Here is an 18,976-nt window from a genome sequence, read left to right as displayed (position 1 = left end):
CGACTCTCCTGACGATCGCCAGGGGAGTCGATCGCCGGGAGGGGAGTGCGGGATGACGGGTGCGCAGGCTTTGGTGCGGGCGCTTGAGCGGGTCGGCGTGGACACCGTGTTCGGCATCCCCGGCGGCGCCGTCCTGCCCGCCTAAGACCCGCTGTACCGCTCGACCTCGATCAGGCACGTGCTGGTCCGGCACGAGCAGGGCGCCGGGCACGCGGCCGAGGGCTACGCGCAGGCCACCGGCAAGGTGGGGGTCTGCATGGCGACCAGCGGCCCGGGGGCCACGAACCTGGTGACGCCGCTCGCCGACGCCTACATGGACTCGGTGCCGATCGTCGCGATCACCGGCCAGGTGCCCAGCTCGCAGATCGGCACGGACGCCTTCCAGGAGGCCGACATCACGGGCATCACCCTGTCGATCACCAAGCACAGCTTCCTGGTCACCGACGCGGCCGACATCCCCCGCACGATCATGGAGGCGTTCCACCTCGCCTCCACCGGCCGTCCGGGTCCGGTGCTGGTGGACATCACCAAGGACGCGCTCCAGGCCGAGACCGCCTTCGTCTGGCCGCCGGTCATGCGGCTGCCCGGCTACCGCCCGGTCACCCGGCCGAACGCCCGGCAGATCAGGGCCGCCGCCGAGCTCATGGCCACGGCCCGGCGGCCGGTCCTGTACGTCGGCGGCGGCGTGCACAAGGCGGGCGCGTCCGCCGAGCTGCTGCGCCTGGCCGAGCTGACCGGCATCCCGGTCGTCACCACGCTCATGGCCCGCGGCACGTTCCCCGACAGCCACCCGCTGCACATGGGCATGCCCGGCATGCACGGCTCGGTCGCGGCCGTCGGAGCCCTCCAGCGGGCCGACCTGATCGTCGCGCTCGGCGCCCGGTTCGACGAGCGCGTCACCGGCGACCTGGGCACGTTCGCGCCGCACGCCAAGGTCGTGCACGCCGACGTGGACCCGGCCGAGATCTCCAAGAACCGGCACGCCGACGTGCCCGTCGTGGGCGACTGCAAGGAGGTGCTGGCCGAGCTGACCGCCGCCCTGGACGGCCGGCCGGGCGACCGTGCGGACTGGTTGCGCACGCTGGAGGGGTACCGGCGCACGTACCCGCTGGGCTACGAGACGGTCGAGGGCGCGCTCGCCCCGCAGTACGTCATGCAGCGGCTGAGCGCCCTGGCCGGTCCTGAGGCCGTTTACACCTCCGGCGTGGGCCAGCACCAGATGTGGGCCGCCCAGTTCATCGCCCACGAGCGGCCGGGCTCGTTCGTCAACTCCGGCGGCGCGGGCACGATGGGCTTCGCGATCCCCGCCGCGATGGGGGCCAAGATCGGCTGCCCGGACCGCACGGTGTGGGCGATCGACGGCGACGGCTGCTTCCAGATGACCAACCAGGAGCTGGCCGTGTGCGCGCTGGAGGGCGTGCCGATCAAGGTGGCCGTCATCAACAACGGCAGCCTCGGCATGGTCCGCCAGTGGCAGACCCTCATGTACGACGGCCGCCACTCCAACACCGACCTGCGCGCCGCCCGCCGCATCCCGGACTTCGTCGCGCTGGCCGAGGCGTACGGCTGCCACGGCCTGCGCTGCGAACGCCCCGAGGACGTGGACGCGGCCGTCGAGCAGGCCATGGCGATCGACGACCGGCCGGTGGTGGTGGACTTCGTCGTGCACCGGGACGCGATGGTGTGGCCCATGGTGCCCGCCGGCACGAGCAACGACGACATCCGGATCGCCAGGGACCTGGCTCCGAACTGGGGAGATGACGAATGAGTCAAGTCGTAACAAAGCAGCCATAGGCGCCGAACCTCATTTAAGCTTCCTTGACCCGGGGCGGCCCGGGCCGCGGAACCGAGGTGGAAAGTGGCGCTGCGCGTCAAGGTGCTGGGGCCCATCGTGGCCGAGATCGACGGGGTGGAGGTCGCGCTCGGCGGCCCGAGACAGCGCGCGGTGCTCGCCGTGCTGGTCGCGGCGCGCGGGCAGGTGGTCTCGGCCGAACGCGTGCTCGACGCCGCCTGGGACGAGGGCGAGCCCGCCTCGATGCCCACCCTGCACTCCTACATCACCAGGCTGCGCAAGGCACTCGAACCCGGCCGGACCAGCCGGGCGCCGCAGAGCGTGCTGGCCCGCGTCGGCAACGGCTACACGCTGCGCGTCGAGCCCGACGCCGTGGACGCCGAGCGGTTCGCCCGCAAGGTCGCGGAAGGGCAGCTCCTGCTGGAGTCGGGCGACCACAGCGCGGCGCTGGCCGTGCTGAGCGAGGCCGTGGAGCTGTGGGGCGGGCAGCCGTACGGGGAGTTCGCGGGCGCGGCCTTCGCCGTCCCGGAGATCGCGCGGCTCCAGGGGCTGTTCCTGTCGGCGCGGGAGAGCCTGTTCGCCGCGCAGCTCGCCCTCGGACGGCACGCGGCCGTGGTGCCGGAGCTGGAGAAGCTCACCGCCGAGCAGCCTATGAGCGAGCGCGGCTGGGAGCTGCTGGTGCTGGCCCTGTACCGGTCGGGCCGCCAGGGCGACGCGCTGGCCGCGCTGCGCTCCGCCCGCCGCGTGCTGGCCGAGGAGCTGGGCATCGATCCGGGGCCGGGGTTGCGCGAGCTGGAGGCGGCGGTGCTGGCCCAGGACGACGCGCTGCGTCCCGGCGGCGCCGCGCCGCTACCGGAACGCGGCGGCAACCTGCCCTTCCCCGTGACCGCGCTGGTCGGCCGGGCGGCCGAGGTCGAGCAGGTGGCCGCGCTGCTCGCCGAGCACCGGCTGGTCACGCTCAGCGGGCCGGGCGGCATCGGCAAGACCCGGCTGGCGCTGGAGACCGCGCGGGCCAGGGACGACGCCGACGGACCATGGCTGGTCGAGCTGGCCGGGCTGGCCGACCCCTCGCTGGTGGCCGGGGCCATCGCCCAGGTGCTCGGGCTCACCGGGCCGGTCACCGGGCAACGCCTGGCGTACGCGCTGCGCGGCCGCAGCCCGCTGCTGGTCATCGACAACTGCGAGCACCTCGTGACGGCCGTCCGCGACACGGTGTCCGAGCTGCTGGCCGGGGCGGGCGGCGTACGCGTGCTGGCCACCAGCCGCGAGACGCTCGGCGTGCCGGGCGAGGCCCTGTACGACGTGCCGCCACTGTCCACGGCGGACGCCCGCGACCTGTTCCTGAGCCGGGCCAGGGCCGCCGCGCCCGGCTGGGAGCCGACGCCCGCCGAACTGGCCAACGCCGAACGCCTCTGCCTGGGGCTCGACGGGCTGCCCCTGGCGGTCGAGCTGGCCGCCGGGCAGTGCCGCATGTTGTCGGTCGAGCAGATCCTCACCTCGATGGACGACAGGTTCAGCGTGCTCACCGACGGCGCCGGCCCGCAGCGGCACCGCACGCTGGCCCGTACCGTGGAGTGGAGCTACGACCTGCTCGAACCCGCCGAGCGCGAGCTGTTCCACCGGCTCGGCGCGTTCGCCTCCGGCTTCGACCTGGACGCCGCGGCCGCGGTGTGCGGGCGGCCGGTCCTGGGCGGCCTGGGCGCGCTGGTGCGCAAGTCGCTGGTCGCCGTCGAGCCAGGCACCTCGCCGCGCCGCTACCGGCTGCTGGAGACGATCAAGGAGTTCGCCCGCGCCCGGCAGGACCCGGCCGAGCTGGCCGAGGCCCAGGCCGCGCATCGCGCCTGGGTGCTGGGCCGCGCCGAGGCCGCCGACGCCAGGATCCGCGGCGAGGGGGCGACCGCCGCGATGGAGGTGCTCCTCGCCGACCAGGCCGAGCACCGGGCCGCGTTCACCTCGGCGATGCTGGCCGGCGACGGCGGGTACGCGCTGCGGCTCACCGGCCTGCTGTCGTGGTTCTGGTACCGCCGGGGCCACGTCGCCGAGGGGCTGGCCAGCCTGTCGGCGGCCATGGAGCTCTACCCCGACGCCGAGCCCGGCGTGCGCTCCCAGGCGCTGATCGGCATGGCCGGGCTGCACTACCTGGCCGGCGACTTCGTCTCCGCGAGCCGGCGGGCCAGGGAGGCGGCCGAGATGGCCCGCCTGGCCGACGACCTGGTCGCCGAGGGGCGCGCCCTGACCTACCGCGCGCTGTTCGGCGGCCTGTGCGGGGCGCCGAACGCCCTGGCCGACGCCCGTGCCGCGCTCGACCTGGCCGAGGTGGCCGGCATGGCGTGGCTGCACGCCGAGGCGCTGATGGTGCTCGGCATGCTGCTGGTGTTCGCCCGGGAGACGGGCGAGGCGGCCGGCTGGCTGACCCGGTCGATCGAGGTGGCCACCAGGACGGGACACCGCTTCGTCACCGCCTCCTCGACCTGGCTGCTGATGAAGATCGACCTGCTGGGCGGCCGTACCGACCGGCCGCTGGCGTCCGGGCTGCCGATCCTGCGCATGCTCGACGAGGACAAAGACGTCACGTCCTGGCTGGTCATGGCGCACACGCTGGCCGGGGTGCTCACCGCGGGCGGGCTGCCGCGGGACGGCGCCCGCCTGCTCGGCGCGGTCGAGGCGGTCGGGGCCCGGGTCGGCTTCTCGCCGCCGGAGCTGGACCCGGCCGACGGCGCCGAGCGGGAGGAGCTGATCCGGCGCGCGCTGCCCGCCGCCGAGCTGGCCGAGTGCCTGCGCGAGGGCGCCGCCCTGTCACCCGCCGAGGTGCACGGCCTGCTCGACCGGCTGATCCGGAGCCGCGTCCACTGACCTGGGATTCTTGCGCAGGGCGGGCCGGCAGGCTTTGGTACGGGTATGCCCCCAGGTGATCGGCTCGCCGTGCAGACCATCGAGTTCCACGGTGACAAGGTCGCCTTCGGCGAGGCCGGCGTGACGGACGAGGAACGCGCCGCCGCCGGCCGCGAGACGCTCGCCCAGCGCAACCAGGCGCTGCTGCGGGGCAACCGCCGCCGGGCCAGGCGCCGCTACGCCCACGAGCTGCCCGACGGCGTGCACTTCGCGCGCGTGTGGCGGCGGCGGGCCCTGGCCGAGCTGCGGCCCCTGCTGACCGGCGGGCCGCTGGCCGTCTGGGGCGAGGACGACGACGTGCTGCACGTGCTCTGGCAGGGGCCGAACGCCCAGCTCGTCGGCGGCGTGCGGTTCCCGATGTGGCCGGTCAAGGGGGCGGCCGACCTGTGGGAGCTGTCCCTGCGCGTACGGCACCTGGACCGGGCCGTGATCGGCGTCACCGCGGTGCCTCCCGGCGGCCGGCCGGTGGAGCGGATCTGGCACGGCTCCCGCGCCGCCCCCGCCCCCGCGACGGCCGTCCGGCTCGCCGGCACGCTGGTCACCCGCGAGATCAGCAGCGTCCACCTGGGCAAGCGCCGTGCGATCACCGTCTACCGGCCGCCCGGCCCGATCCGGCCGATGCCCCTGTGCCTGCTGGCCGACGGGCAGGCCGCCGAGTCGCACGCCCGGGTGCTGGAGCCGGCGATCCTGGCCGGCGCGCTGCCGCCGCTGATCCTGGTCGGCCCGCACGCCGCCGGCGCGCCGGGGCCGTACCCGGACGGGCGGGCCAGGGAGTACCTGCCCTACGCCGACCCGCGGCGCTTCGCGGCGCACCTGGCGTTCGTCGTCGGCGAGGTCCTGCCCGGCTTCCCCGAGGCGAGCCACGTCATCAGCGCCGGCTTCTCCGAAGGGGCGGCCTTCGCGCTGACCGCCGCCGACCGGTGTCCCGGCCGGATCGCCGCGGCCGTCGCCCTCAGCCCCGACCTGCTGCCGCAGCTCCTCGACACCTCCGTACGGGTGCCCCGTTACCTCGCGGCGGGCACCCTCGAACCGGCCTCGCTCGACTGCGCGCGCTCGCTGGCCGCGCGCCTGGCCGGGGCGGGCGTGGCCCACCGGTGCACGGCGTGGATCGGCGGCCACGACGGCTACTGGTGGCGGGTGCACCTGCTGGCCGCCCTCACCTGGCTGGCCCGCCAGCCGCTGCCCCGCGCACGCTGACCGCGCCGGCTGCCCCGCTCACGCTGACCGCGCCGGCTCCCCCCCCTCACGCTGACCGCGCCGGCTGCCCTGCTCACGCTGACCGCGCCGGCCGGACGGCGGCCAGCACCAGCAGCCCGGCGAACAGCCCGGTGACCGCGGCGGCCAGGTAGACGGCGTTCAGCGCCGAGGGGAACGAACCCGGCCCGGTCATGCCGTCCTGGAACAGGATGCCGAAGGCGGCGACGCCGAGGGCGTACCCGAGCTGTCTGACGGTGTTGACCGCGCCCGCCGCCATCCCGGCCCGGTGCGGCGGGACGTGCGCCATGGCGGCCGAGCTCAGGGCCGGGATGGCCAGGCCGACGCCGATCCCGGTCACCACCAGGCCCGGCGCGAGCGCCGTCCACGTGGAGTGCTCGTCGAGCATGCCCTGCAGCAGCGCGCCCGCGGCGATCAGCAGCAGCCCGCCGCCGACCGCGGCGCGCGCCGTCAGCCGGGGGAGCAGGCGGGCGGCGGCGACCGAGACGACCAGCGAGGTGCCGGCCATGGGCGTCAGCGCGAGCCCCGCCTGCACCGGCCCGAGCCCCAGCCCGCCGGCCTGCTGCAACCACAGCGAGGTGAAGGCCAGGCAGGCGAACGCGGCCGGCATGAGCAGCCCGGCGCCCGCCATGATCCCGCTGAACGCCTTGTTCGCGAACAGCCGCAGGTCCACCATGGGATGCGCGCCGCGCGACTCCACCAGCACGAACGCGGCGAACGCGAGCACCGCCACGGCGAGCGGCGCCAGCGTGCGCGCCGACGTCCAGCCGTTCGGCCCGGCCTCGATCAGCCCGTACGTGAGCGCGCCCGCCGCCAGGGTGAACGTGCCCATCCCGGCCAGGTCCAGCCGGCCCCCGCCCGGCAGGCGGGACTCGCCGACCGTGCGCCAGGTCATCCAGGCGGCGGCCAGGCTGATGGGCAGGTTCACCAGGAAGACGGCCCGCCAGTGCAGGTGCTCGGTGAGCAGCCCGCCCAGCACGGGGGCGAGCGCCGCGGCGGCCCCGTTCACGCCGCCCCACACGCCGAACGCGATGCCGCGCTCCCGGCCGTGGTAGGTGGCGCTGATCAGGGCCAGCGTCGTGGCCATCATGGCGGCGCCGCCCGCCCCCTGCAACACGCGGGCCGCCAGCAGCAGGCCCCCGGTGGGCGCGAGGCCGCAGGCCAGGGAGGCGAGCGCGAACACGCAGAGGGCGATCAGGTACACCTTGCGCCGCCCTGCGTGGTCGGCGACCGAGCCGGCCGCCAGCAGCAGCGCGGCCAGGGCCAGGGCGTAGCCGTCCAGGAGCCATTGGGCGTCGGTGAAGGACATCTTCAGGTCGGCGGTGATGCCGGGCAGGGCCACCATGACGATGGTCACGTCCACCAGGAGCATGAAGGCGCCCAGGCAGGCGGCGGCCAGCGGCCACCAGCTCGTACGGGTCAGTGTCGTGTTCATGGCGGCAAGGGTCCGGCCCGGACGGGGGATGACCCTAGCCGTCGAGGCTCTTCTGCCGGTTTTCCGCGCTCAGTAGCCTGATCTGGTGGAAAACGTCACGCTCGACGAGGTCGACCGCGGGCTGCTGCACGCGTTGCAGGTGGACGGGCGGGCCTCGTTCAGCCGGATCGCCGAGGTGCTGGGGGTGTCCGACCAGCGGGTGGCCCGCCGCTACCGGCGGCTGCGCTCCGGCGGCGGGATCCGGGTCGTCGGCGTGGTGGACCGGCAGCGGCTCGGCCACCAGTCGTGGGCCATCCGGCTGCGCTGCACGCCCGACGCCGGCGCCTCGATCGCCGAGGCACTCGGACGGCGGCCCGACACGTTCTGGGTGCACCTGCTGTCCGGCGGCACCGAGATCTCCTGCGGCGCCATCCAGCGCCTCGACCGGGAACGCGAGCCGCTGCTGCTGACCAAGCTGGCCAGGACCAACCGGGTGCTCGCGGTGTCGGCGCACCGGACCCTGCACATGTTCGTCGGCGGCCGCATCGGCTGGGCCGGGCTCGCCGCGCTCTCCGCCGACCAGGTCGCCCACCTGCGGGCCGGCCGCGTGTACGCCCCCCGCGACACCGGCGAGGACGTGACGCTCGGCCCCGGCGACGACGCGCTGCTGGCCGAGCTGTCCCGCGACGGCCGCACCGGCCACGCCGACCTGGCGGCGGCGACCGGCTGGTCGGAGTCCACGGTCCGGCGGCGGATGGAACAGCTGTGCGCGGCCGGCGCCCTGTTCTTCGACATGGACGTGCTGCCCCGGCTCCTGGACTACCGGGTCGAGGCCCAGCTGTGGATGTCGGTGCCGCCCGCCGACCTCGACGCCACCGGCCGCGCGCTGGCCGAGCACCCGGAGGTCGCCTTCGCCGGGGCGACCACGGGCCCGACGAACCTCGCGGCCAGCGTGGTGTGCCGCGACGACACCGCCTTCTACCGCTACCTCACCGACAGCCTGGGCGCGCTGCCCGCCATCCGGCACATCGAGACCGCGCCGATCATCAGGACCATCAAGCGGGCGGGCGCCGGGCTGACGAGTTGACCTCAAGTCGTCTTGAGGTTGCACGCTGGCCGTGGACGTTTTCCGGGATGAGGAGTGGTCATGAGAGTGGTGCAGGTGACGCGGTTCGGCGGGCCCGAGGTGCTGGAGACGCGGACCTTCCCCGACCCGGTGGCCGGGCCGGGCGAGGTCGTGGTGAAGGTCCGCTTCGCCGAGATCAATTTCATCGAGACGCAGCTCAGGCGGGGGATCACGCCGGGGCCGCCGCTGCCGGAGCCGCCGTACGTGCCGGGTGCGGGCGTCGGCGGGCTCGTGTTGTCGGTGGGCGATGACGTCGATGCCGGGCTGGTGGGGCGGCGGGTGGTGACCCGTACGCCGGGCTTCGGCGGCGGGAACGCCGAGCTGGTCGTGGCCAGGGCCGCGGACCTGATCGAGGTGCCGGACGCGCTCGCGCTGGCCGACGCCACGGCGCTGCTCATCGACGGCAACACGGCCGTGGGCCTGTTCGCGAACGCCGCGATCCGGCCCGGCGAACGGGTGCTCGTCCAGGCCGCGGCCGGCGGGCTCGGCAGCCTGCTCGTGCAGCTCGCACGCGCGGCCGGCGCCCGGGTGGTCGGGACGGCGGGCAGCCCGGCCAAGCTGGCGGTGGTCGCCGGGCTCGGCGCCGAGGCGACCGTCGACTACTCGCGTCCCGGCTGGACCCAGGAGGTCCTCGACGCGACCGGCGGGCACGGCCCCGACGTGGTCTTCGACGGCGTGGGCGGCGAGCTCGGCCGCCAGGCGTTCGAGGTGACCGCGCGCGGCGGGCGGTTCTCCGTGCACGGCGCGTCCAGCGGCAGCGCCACGACCGTCGATCCGGCGGAGGCCGACCGCCGGGGCGTCACGGTGATCGGCCTGGAGCAGCTGTTCGCCCTGGGCCAGGACGGGAACGAGCGGGCCGTGCACGCGCTCGCCGAGGCGGCGGCCGGGCGGCTCAAGGCGGTCGTCGGGCGCACGTTCCCGCTGGAGCGGGCGGCCGAGGCGCACGCGGCGATCGAGGCCCGCGCGGTGAACGGCAAGACCCTGCTGGAGGTCTGACCGCCCGCGGGCCCTGGGATGCGGGGGCCATAATCGAGGCGTGCACCGGCCGTCCAGGCGACTCCTCCTCCAGGCGGGCGCGGTCGCCGTGGCCGCCGTGGCGGGGGCGCTCGCCCGGTCCGAGCCCGCCCACACGCCGGACGACTCCTTCGTCAGGCTGCGCCGCCAGTGGCGCGAGGTGACGCTTGGGTCGGGGTTCGACGCGGGCGCGGAGCCGTACCGGACGCGGCTGGCCGAGACGGGGCGGCGGGCGGCCCGGTACCGCGCGGCCATGGCGTACACGGGCACGTCGCTCTGGGCGGACCAGCCGTTCCCGTCGTTCGCCGCGACGCCGGGGCGGCTGCTGGCCATGGCCCGCGCGTACGCGCTGCCGGGGACGGGGCTGACCGGCGACGCCACGCTGGCCGCCGCCGTCGCCGCCGGGATCGACCACTACCGCCGCCACGTGTACGCCGCCGGCGCCGACCCGGCGGGCAACTGGTGGCACTGGGAGATCGGCGTGCCGAGGGCGCTGCTCGACGCGGCCGTGCTGGTCGGGCCGCACCTGGGCGAGCGGCGCGGCGCCGCGCTGCGGGACGCTCTCGACCACTTCGTGCCCGAGAGCCGCCTCGGCGACTACAGCGGCACCAGCACCGCCGCCAACCGGGTGGACCTGTGCGTGGTGATGGTGCTGCGCGCCATGCTCAGGGCCGACCCCGGCAAGGCGGCGCTGGCGGCCTCGGCGCTCGCCCCGGTGTTCCGCGTGGTCGCCGAGGGCGATGGCTTCTACCGGGACGGCTCGTTCGTCCAGCATTCGACCGTGCCGTACCAGGGGGGCTACGGGGTGACGCTGCTCACCGGGCTGGCGACGTTGTTCGCGGTGCTGCGCGGCACGCCGTGGGAGGTCGTGGACCCGACCGTGTTCGCCATGGTGGAGCGGTCGTTCGCGCCGTTCGTGCACGACGGGTTCTGCATGGACCTGGTGCGCGGCAGGGGGATCGGCAGGAAGCCGTTCGGCGACCACGACAGGGGCCGCGAGCTGGCCGCCGCGATCCTGCTGCTCGGCGAGGTGGCCCCGGCCGCCGACCGGGCCCGCTGGCAGGCGATGGTCAAGGGCTGGGCGGTACGCCAGACGTGCCGTCCCATGCAGGACGAGGCCGGCCCGGCCTTCCACGCCCGCCTGACCGCCGTCCTGGCCGACGACGCCGTGCCCGCCGCGCCGGAGCCCGTCGGCCACCGGCTGTTCCCGATGAGCGCGCGGGCCGTGCACCGCAGGCCGGGCTGGTGCGCCGCGCTCAGCATGGCCTCCGCCACGATCGGCCACTACGAGCACGGCAACGGCGAGAACCCGCGCGGCTGGCACACCGGCTCCGGCATGCTCTACTGGTGGGCCGACGGCCACGCCGACCAGTACTCCGACTCGTTCTGGACGACCGTCGACCCCTACCGGCTGCCCGGCACGACCGTCTCCACCCGGCGGCTGCCCGACGGCGCGGGCCCGGCCTGGGGCGACACCTGCCCGCCCGGCCGCTGGGTCGGCGGCGCCACGGACGGCACGTACGCCGTCGTCGGCCAGCACCTGAACGGCCTCGACAGCACGATGGAGGCGTTCAAGTCGTGGTTCTTCCTCGACGACGCCGTGGTCTGCCTCGGCGCGGGGATCAGCGCCGCGGACGGCGTGCCGGTCGAGACGATCGTGGACAACCGCAGGACCGCCGCCCCCCTGACCGCCGATCTCCGGGCGGGGTGGGCGCACCTCGACGGCCACGGCGGCTACGTGGTGCCGGACGGCCTGCGCACCCTGCGCGAACGGCGCGGCGACCGCGACTACGTCACGCTCTGGCTCGACCACGGCGTCGATCCGGACCAGGCGGACTACGTCTACACGCTCATGCCGGGCGCGAGCCGCGCGCGCACGGCCGCCAGGGCCGCCGATCCCGGGTGGGCCCGCGTGCTCGCCAACACCGCGCGGCGGCAGGCCGTCCGGGTGGACGCGCTGGGCGTCACCGCGGCCGCCTTCTGGAACGAGGGCGCCGCCGGCCCGCTCGCCGCCTCCGCGCCCTGCGCCGTGCTGGTCAGGGAGGACGCCGCGGGCACGGCCACCGTCACCGTGGCCGACCCCCGGCGCGACCTGGACGGGCTCACCGTGACCTGGGACCGGCCGGTCACCGCCGTGCTGCGCGGCCACCCGCTGCTCACGGGGGCGGCGACGGGCGACCGGTTGAGGCTCGCCTTCGGGCCGACGGCCGACCTGGAGGGCGCTTCGGTGACGGTGACCGTCCGGCTGTCGTGACGGGGTCAGGAGAGCACGGCCTGGGCGGCGACCAGCTCGGCGTACTTGCCGCCGATGGCCGTCAGCTCGTCGTGGGTGCCGCGTTGCACCACCCGGCCCGCGTCGATCACGAGGATCAGGTCGGCGTCCCTGACCGTGCTGAGCCGGTGGGCGATCACGATCCTGGTCTGGACGAGCCGGCTCAGGTTCGCCTCGATGGCCGCCTCCGTGGCGCTGTCGAGGTTGCTGGTGGCCTCGTCGAGCAGCAGCACCTTCGGGCGCGACAGGACGGCGCGGGCCAGGGCGAGCCGCTGCCGCTGCCCGCCCGACAGGCCGCCGCCGTCGGTGAGCATCGTCTCGTACCCCATGGGCATGTCCATGATCTCGTCGTGCAGCGCCGCCAGGCGGGCCGCGGCGACCACCCGCTCCAGGGACGCGCCCGGCTCGTTCAGCGCGATGTTCTCCCTGATCGAGCCGCTGAACAGGGACGGATCCTGGGTGACCACCCCGAACTGGCGGCGCAGCGTGCGCAGGTTCAGCTCGGCCGCCGGGACGCCGTCGTAACGGATCTCGCCGAGCACGGGCGTGTGCAGCGCGAGCAGCAGCCGGGCCAGCGTGCTCTTGCCCGAGCCGGACGCGCCCACCAGGGCGACCTTCTGACCAGGGCGGATGGAGACCGAGACGTCGCGCACGGTCCAGGGGGCGCGTGGGTCGTGGCGGAAGCTCACCCCGCGCAGCTCGACCGCGCCCCGCAGCCGCAGCACCTCGATGCCGTTGCTCGGCTCCGGCTCCGAGGCCAGGATGTCGGACAGCCGGTCGAAGTGCGCGCCCGCCTGCTGGAGGCTCTGCAGCCCGGTCATCAGCGAGCCGAGCGGGGTCAGCGCGCCGAGCGCGATGGCGTTCAGCGCCACCAGCGCGCCCACCGTGAGCTGCCCGTCGAGCACCCGCCAGGCGCCCAGCCACAGCAGCCCGAGCGGCGCCGTCACCCGGATCGCGGCCAGCGCCGACTCCAGCAGCCCCCTGGTCAGCCCGGCCCGCACGTCCGCGTTGAGCTGCCTGGCGAAGTGCGACGACCACTGGTCCACGGCCCGCTTCTCGGCGCCCGACGCCTTCAGCGTCTCGATGCCGGTGATCGTCTGGATCAGGCTGGTCTGGGACGCCGACAGCGCCGTCAGCTCCTGCCGGGTGAGCGTGGCGATCCGGCTGGTCGTGGCCAGCAGCAGGACCGTCTGCAGCACGGCCAGCCCGGTCAGCGCCAGCCCGAACACCGGGTCCCACAGGTAGACCAGCACCAGGTAGCCCACGGCCAGCGGGCCGTCCAGCAGCGCCGCCACGACCTGCCCGGTGAGGATGTCGCCGAGCGTCGAGACGCTGCCCGCCCTGGTCACCAGGTCGCCCTTGCCGCGCTGCTGGAAGTACCGGTACGGCAGCGCCACCAGATGGCTGACCAGGCTCTCGGTGAGTTCCTGGTCGGCACGGGCCCGTACGGCGACCAGCAGCGCCGCCCGCAGGTACCCGATCACCAGCTGGGCCGCCCCCGCGAGCAGCACGGAGACGCCCAGCAGGGACAGCACGTCCACCGCCCGCCTGGGCACGATGGAGTCCAGGAGGAGCTGCGAGAACATCGGCAGCGCCAGCCCGAGCACCTGCAGCAGCAACGAGGCCGCGATGAGCTGCGCGAGCAGCCCCCTGCGCCGCCGGAACAGCGTCCGGACGAACTCCCTGCGCCAGGCGCTCGCCGCCGACGTCGTGCCGCGCCGGAACCCCTCGCCCGGCTCGAACACCAGCAGCACGCCGGTGAACCCGGCCCCGAACTCCTCCGGCGTCAGCCTGCGGCGGCCGTGCCCGGGGTCGATGACGTCCACGCGGTCGGGGGACCAGCGTTCGACCACGATGAAGTGGTTGAACTCCCAGTGCGCGACGGCGGGGAGCGGCACGCGGGCCAGATCCTCGGGGGCCAGGGAGAAGGCGCGGGCCTTGAGGCCGTGGTCGCGGGCGCCGTCCACGACGGCCTTGGCGCTCAGGCCGTCCCTGCCGACCTGGAGGCGCTCGGCGACCTGGTGGAGCGTGGTGCGGTGCCCGTGGTGGCACAGCACCATGGCCAGGCAGGCCGCGCCGCACTCGGTGTCGGTGTTCTGGAGCAGCACGGGCAGGCGGCGCAACATCAGGCGACCGCCTCCACCGCGGCCATGGTCAGCAGGAGGCCGGTGGCGAGGAGCGCGGCCACCAGCAGCCACAGCGCGAGGAACGACGGGGTGCTGATCACCGGCGGCATCCGGGTGACCCGCGACATCGCCCGGTGCCGCAACGCCTCCTCCCGGTAGATGCCCTGCCCTTCCCGCGGGTCCCGCGCGGGGGGCGCCGCGTGGCGCGGGGCGGGGCGCGTCCTGCCGTACGGATCGTTCAAGGCCGGCGCCCCCCGCCTGGAACCGTCACCCGCCACCCCCATGGCTCACCCGCCTCTCCGCTCAAGTCGCGGCAAGCCTAGGAACGCCTACTTGGAAGCCACTTGGGATCCACTGCTCGGCGCACCGCCCGCCGGCGACCGCCCGACAGCCGGGTCAGCGGAAGAGGAGGTCGCCGAAGTTCGGGTCGGCCGGCTCGCCCGGGTCCCTGTCGGTCGGCGAGGGCAGGGCGGTGGGGACGGGGTCCGAGGGGGTGGCGTCCGGCGTGGCCGTGGGGGACGGGCCGGCCGAGCCCGTCCCGCCCGGCGTGGGCGTCGGCGTGACCGTGACCGGCACGGACGGCGTGGGCGTCGCGGACGGGCCGGTGGACGGCCCGGGTGACGGCGTCGGGCTCGGCGGCCGGGTCGCGGGACGTTCGTGCCGCGGCTCCCCGGCCGCCCGCCCGTCCCGGCGGTCCTTGCGGCCGGGGGCCTTGCCGGCCTGGCCCGGGGTCCGTCCGGCGACCTGGTCGGCCACCGTGCGGTCCGCGATGACCTCGTAGATCACGATGCTGCCCATGCTGACGGTGAACACCAGGGCCGCGGCGCCGCCCACCCTGGCCCACCGCGGCCTCTTCCGGCGCAGGGCGACCGCCGTGCGCTGCTTCACCCTGTCGCCCGTGCGTTTGAGGTAATGCGTGTAGACGTCGGCGATGACGGTGCTGGCCACGCTCATCATCGCGGCGCCGATCACCGTCCCCGCCGTCCCGAGGTAGGAGGCCGCGACCGCGGCGGTGACCGCGGCCAGGGCGCTTCCCACGATCTGCGGCACGCTCAGCTCCAGCTTCCGCTGCTTGCCGCTCATAGCCAGGATCGTCCCCTCTTGTGGTGCGACGAAGGTGAACAAGCCACCTTGGCCCCCACAGGACGGGACGCCCACGGCGACGCGCGGCACTTTGCCGCGTCCTGGACCCGCGCTTGACGAGGGCGGGAACCGGCCCTCCGCGCGGCGGCGGGTCACCGCACGAGCGGAAGCCGGTTCACCCCCGTCATGGTCGGCGTGGGCATGAAGACCACCGGGTCGCCGGGATCGGTGCGCAGGACGCCGACCCGGTCGAGCAGGATGTTCAGCGCCACCCGCCCTTCCAGCCGGGCCAGCGGAGCGCCCAGGCAGAAGTGGATGCCGCGGCCGAAGGCGAGATGCGGGTTGGGGTCGCGGCCGGCGTCGAAGACGTCGGGGTCGGGGAACTGCTTGGGGTCCCGGTTGGCCGAGCCGAGCCAGAGCATGACCATCTTGTCGGCCGGGATCGTCACCCCGCCCAGCTCGACCTCGCGGGTGGTCGACCGGGCCAGCCCGGCGAACGGGGTGAACAGCCGCAGCGACTCCTCGATCACGGCCGGCACGGTGGAGCGGTCGGCCCGTACCTTGTCCTGCTGGCCGGGGAAGGCGTCCAGGCACACGACCGTGTTGCCGAGCAGCATCGTCGTGGTGATGTGCCCGGCGAGCAGCAGCAGTATCGCGAAGTTGACGACCTGGTCGTCGGGCAGGCGCTCGCCGTCCACCTCGGCCTCGACCAGCTTGGTGAGCAGGTCGGCGCGGGGCCGCGCGCGGCGCTCCGCGGCGTGCCCGGCGAGGTACTGCGTCATCTCCCGCCATGGTTTGAGGGTGTTCGCCACGTTCGCGCTCTGGCTCTCCACCGGCTCGGCGAGCGAGACCTTGGCGTCACGCTGGAACAGCCCGTCGGCCCACTGCCTGAACAGGGCGCGGTCGCTGCTCGGCACCCCCAGCAGCTCGGCGATGACGATGACGGGGAGCGGATAGGCCAGGTCGGCCACCAGCTCCAGGCGGTCGCGGCCGTCGGCCGCGTCGAGCAGTTCGTGGGTGAGCTGGGCGATGCGCGGTTCGAGGTCCGCGACGACCTTGCGGGTGAACGCGCTGCTGACCAGCTTGCGCAGTTTGCCGTGCTCCGGCGGGTCGATCTGGGTGATGAACCCCTTCATCGAGAAGTCCTCGCCCTCCGGCAGCAGCCCCTTGGGGATCAGCCGCATGGTGTCGGAGGAGAACGTGACGGGGTCGGCGAGCACGTCGTGCACCTCCTGGTAGCCGTGGACGTTGTACATCCCGGCGGCGGCGTCGTACTCGACGGACGGGCCCGATCGCGGCCCGTGCAGCCAGAAGTGCTGCTTGGAGATGTTGTACCGTTCGACGATGTCGGACATCGCCTCTCCTTAGTCGTAGATCCACTTTCGGTAGGGCGGGATCAGTTCCTCAAGAATTGCGACGTACTCCGCCGCCGCCGCCTCCAGAACCTCGGCGGACGGCTGCACGGCGGGCTCGAAGGCGTGGCGCACGGTGAAGGCGAGCGCGTCCGCCTGCTCCTCGACGCTCAGCTCCGTCCCGACGGTGTCGATGCCGCCGAGCAGGTAGAAACCCGTGGACGCGGCGCTCAGCGTGTATCGGGGGTGCGGCATGTCGGGCCTGAGCAGGCCGTACCGGTCGGCCACCCGCTGGAACCGCTCGGCCGCGAGGACGTCGTGGCTGCGCAGCGGATGCTTGGCCAGCTTGCCCAGCAGCTCGATGTCGGTGGTGAACAGCGCCCGCAGCAGCGGCCTGCGGCTCATGGAGACGAAGGCCGCCCGCGAGAAACGATGCGGCAGCACCTGGGCGGGGTCGTGCCGCAGCAGCGCCGCGAACTCCTCCACGACCTCGATGGACTCCCGCAGCAGCAGCGCCTCGAACAGCTCGTTCTTGGTCCGCCAGTGCAGGTAGATGGTGCCCTTGCCGACCCCGGCGCGGCCCGCGATGTCGTCGACGGTGACCCTGCGGTAGCCGTGACGCAGGAGCAGCTCGCCCGCGGCGTCGAGGATCCGGTCCGCCCTCTCCGCCATGCGCCACACCTCGTGACTGGATGTGAAATCTGGTCATCAGTCACGCTACGCCGCACCCCAGCCCCGCACAAGGGGCCGCTCAGCCCAGGACGGCCGGCCGCAGCTCGTCCGCGCACCACTGGCGGAAACCGGTGGGCGTGGTGGCCTGCGGAGTACGCGGCTCGGCGTTGTCCAGCCCCTGGTTCTTGGCCTCCATCATGTCGGCCATCCCCTGGGCCATCGCCTCCGACCAGCCCTGCTCGGCCAGCATGGCCCTGAACGCCGCCATCGGCACGTGCCGCAGGCCGACCGGCCGTCCCAGCACCTCCGACATGATCCGCGCCATGTCCTCGCCCGACAGGTCCTCCGGACCGAGCACCGGGACGTCGGCCCGCCCGGTCCAGTCGCGGTCGAGCAGCAGCCCGGCGGCCACCGCCGCGATGTCACGGGTGGCGCAGACGGGGGCCTTCAGGTCACCGTGGACCGGCGAGAAGAACACGCCCTGGTCCCTGATCACCGCCGCCTGGTCGAGCAGGTTGTCCATGAACGAGGGCATTGTCAGGGCCCGGTAGGGCACGCCCGTGGCGGCGATCAGGTCGTCCATGGCCAGCGAGGCCGTCACGAGACCGGCGTTCAGCGGCAGGCCGCGGCCCAGGGCCGAGACCCCGACCACCCGGCCCACCCCGCGGCGCACGAACGCCTCGCAGGCCGGACGGCTGAAGTCCAGGTAGGCGGCGTCGAGTCCGGCGACTCGCGGATTCGGCGGGACGACCCAGAACACGGCGTCGGCGCCCGCGAACGCCTCCTCGACGACGCGGGCGTCGCCGTGCGAACCCGGCACGACCTCCACCCGCTCCCGCACGGCCGCCGGCAGCCGGGCCGGGTCCCGCACGACGACGCGGACCGGCTCGTCCGCGGCCAGGACGAGGTCGAGAACCTGCCGGCCGATCCGGCCGGTGGGCGTGGTGATGACGATCAAGGAGAACTCCAGGGGGAATCGGTGACAGTCGTGCTGGGGGGGCACGGCCAGTCAACCGAGCGCGGCGGCGAACCTGAAGGACCGATCCGATCACCATTGATACCCTGCGGATATGAATGACCTGGAGGTCCGCGAGCTCCGCTACTTCGTGGCCGTGGCCGAGGAGCTGCACTTCGGGCGGGCCGCCGAGCGGCTGGGCATGGCGCAGCCCCCGCTGTCCCGGGCGATCCGCGAGCTGGAACGCCGACTGGGCGTGCGCCTGCTGGAGCGCACCACGCGGCAGGTCGCGCTCACCCCGCCGGGCGAGGTCTTCCTGCGCGACGCCCGGGCCGCCCTCGACGCGGTCGCCGCGGCGGCCCGCCGGGTCCGGCACGCGGCCCGTCCCGAGCCGGGGCTCCGGGTGGCGCTCAAGGCCGACTACGACGCCGGGCTGCTGCCGCGGATCCTCGCGGCCTACCGCGACGAGGAGGGCGCGCTCCCGGTCGAGCTGCTGCTGGGCGGGCGCAACGAGCAGGCCCCCGCCCTGCGCGACGGCCGGGCCGACGTCGCGCTGCTGACCACCCCCTTCGACGACCGCGACCTCGACACCGAGCCGCTGCTGAGCGAGCCCCGGCTGGTCGCGCTGCCGGCCGCCGACCCGCTGGCCGCCCGGCCCGTCCTCGCCATGGCCGACCTGGCCGGCCGGCCGCTGCCCGACGGCACCCCCGCCGAGCGGGACGGCGCCGAACCCCTCCCCGGCCACCCGCCGCGCCGCACCGGCCTGGACCTGGCCCAGGTCTGCAACCTGGTGGAACTGGGGAGCGCCGTCTGGTTCGTCCCCGTCTCGGTGGCGCGGCGGCACCCCCGGCCGGGCATCGCCTACCGGGAGGTCGCCGACCTGTCGCCGTCCGAGCTGGCCGTGGGGTGGCCGCAGGGGTCCCGCTCGCCGGCGGTGGCCGCGTTCGTCCGCGCCGCCGTCGGCGTCGCGGTGGGTCTGGGCCCCCTTCGTACGGGGGCGTAGCGGGATACCGGGGAGGGGCCCGGCCCTTGCCGAAAAGGGCAGCCTGGCACAATTGGCGCC

General features: G+C 74.7%; 13 protein-coding genes and 1 pseudogene. 7 read left to right on the top strand and 7 right to left on the bottom strand.

What is annotated here, in order from left to right; genetic code table 11:
- The first annotated feature begins 52 nt into the window (after positions 1 to 52).
- The 3 genes and pseudogenes from ACFYUV_RS24895 (at position 53) to ACFYUV_RS24885 (ending at position 5,881) form a co-directional block, all read left to right on the top strand.
- Positions 53 to 1,768: pseudogene (locus ACFYUV_RS24895) on the top strand (acetolactate synthase large subunit).
- A 90-nt stretch (positions 1,769 to 1,858) separates the two neighbouring features.
- Positions 1,859 to 4,645 carry a BTAD domain-containing putative transcriptional regulator gene (locus ACFYUV_RS24890; RefSeq protein WP_387671636.1) on the top strand — a complete coding sequence of 929 codons (2,787 nt, stop codon included), beginning with the start codon at positions 1,859 to 1,861 and terminating at the stop codon, positions 4,643 to 4,645.
- A gap of 45 nt (positions 4,646 to 4,690) precedes the next feature.
- Complete coding sequence (locus tag ACFYUV_RS24885; RefSeq protein ID WP_387671634.1) at positions 4,691 to 5,881, top strand: alpha/beta hydrolase; 1,191 nt, start codon at positions 4,691 to 4,693, stop codon at positions 5,879 to 5,881.
- Between the two features lie 73 nt (positions 5,882 to 5,954).
- On the opposite strand, the gene ACFYUV_RS24880 is transcribed toward ACFYUV_RS24885, so the two are convergent.
- Positions 5,955 to 7,334 (bottom strand): MFS transporter, encoded by a 1,380-nt coding sequence (locus tag ACFYUV_RS24880; protein WP_387671632.1) that lies wholly within the window; start codon positions 7,332 to 7,334, stop codon positions 5,955 to 5,957.
- Between the two features lie 85 nt (positions 7,335 to 7,419).
- Between ACFYUV_RS24880 and ACFYUV_RS24875 the strand changes: the two genes are divergently transcribed.
- From ACFYUV_RS24875 to ACFYUV_RS24865, 3 genes are read left to right on the top strand one after another with little or no spacing between them, the layout of a single operon-like run.
- Positions 7,420 to 8,400, top strand: coding sequence for an AsnC family transcriptional regulator (locus ACFYUV_RS24875; protein WP_358291456.1), 981 nt, complete (start codon positions 7,420 to 7,422; stop codon positions 8,398 to 8,400).
- A 60-nt stretch (positions 8,401 to 8,460) separates the two neighbouring features.
- Positions 8,461 to 9,435, top strand: coding sequence for a zinc-binding dehydrogenase (locus ACFYUV_RS24870; protein WP_387671630.1), 975 nt, complete (start codon positions 8,461 to 8,463; stop codon positions 9,433 to 9,435).
- 40 nt (positions 9,436 to 9,475) lie between these two features.
- Complete coding sequence (locus tag ACFYUV_RS24865) at positions 9,476 to 11,707, top strand: polysaccharide lyase 8 family protein (protein WP_387671628.1); 2,232 nt, start codon at positions 9,476 to 9,478, stop codon at positions 11,705 to 11,707.
- 5 nt (positions 11,708 to 11,712) lie between these two features.
- Here ACFYUV_RS24865 and ACFYUV_RS24860 read toward each other — a convergent pair whose 3' ends face one another.
- From ACFYUV_RS24860 to ACFYUV_RS24835, 6 genes are all read right to left on the bottom strand, one after another.
- A complete protein-coding gene (locus ACFYUV_RS24860; RefSeq protein WP_387671626.1) occupies positions 11,713 to 13,851 on the bottom strand; it encodes a peptidase domain-containing ABC transporter in 2,139 nt (712 codons plus the stop codon).
- The gene (locus ACFYUV_RS24855) at positions 13,851 to 14,093 is read right to left on the bottom strand and encodes a hypothetical protein (RefSeq protein ID WP_387671624.1); all 243 of its coding nucleotides are present in this window, start codon (positions 14,091 to 14,093) and stop codon (positions 13,851 to 13,853) included. The genes ACFYUV_RS24860 and ACFYUV_RS24855 overlap by 1 nt, the downstream gene beginning before the upstream one ends.
- 154 nt (positions 14,094 to 14,247) lie before the next feature.
- Positions 14,248 to 14,934, bottom strand: coding sequence for a hypothetical protein (locus ACFYUV_RS24850; RefSeq protein WP_387671622.1), 687 nt, complete (start codon positions 14,932 to 14,934; stop codon positions 14,248 to 14,250).
- Positions 14,935 to 15,086: 152 nt separating this feature from the next.
- On the bottom strand, positions 15,087 to 16,289 hold the full coding sequence (locus tag ACFYUV_RS24845; RefSeq protein ID WP_387671620.1) for a cytochrome P450: 1,203 nt from the start codon (positions 16,287 to 16,289) through the stop codon (positions 15,087 to 15,089).
- A gap of 9 nt (positions 16,290 to 16,298) precedes the next feature.
- A complete protein-coding gene (locus tag ACFYUV_RS24840) occupies positions 16,299 to 16,958 on the bottom strand; it encodes a helix-turn-helix domain-containing protein (RefSeq protein WP_358291469.1) in 660 nt (219 codons plus the stop codon).
- Between the two features lie 79 nt (positions 16,959 to 17,037).
- Positions 17,038 to 17,916, bottom strand: coding sequence for an NAD(P)H-binding protein (locus ACFYUV_RS24835; RefSeq protein ID WP_387671619.1), 879 nt, complete (start codon positions 17,914 to 17,916; stop codon positions 17,038 to 17,040).
- Positions 17,917 to 18,028: 112 nt separating this feature from the next.
- On the opposite strand from ACFYUV_RS24835, the gene ACFYUV_RS24830 reads away from it, so the two are divergent.
- Positions 18,029 to 18,916: a LysR family transcriptional regulator gene (locus ACFYUV_RS24830; RefSeq protein WP_387671617.1), complete on the top strand. Its 888-nt coding sequence runs from the start codon at positions 18,029 to 18,031 to the stop codon at positions 18,914 to 18,916.
- Positions 18,917 to 18,976 lie beyond the last annotated feature (60 nt).

Source organism: Nonomuraea sp. NPDC003560, assembly GCF_042878785.1.
Classification (GTDB): domain Bacteria; phylum Actinomycetota; class Actinomycetes; order Streptosporangiales; family Streptosporangiaceae; genus Nonomuraea.
Note: the sequence above shows the minus strand (reverse complement) of the source record. Positions and strands in the feature narration are given on the sequence as shown.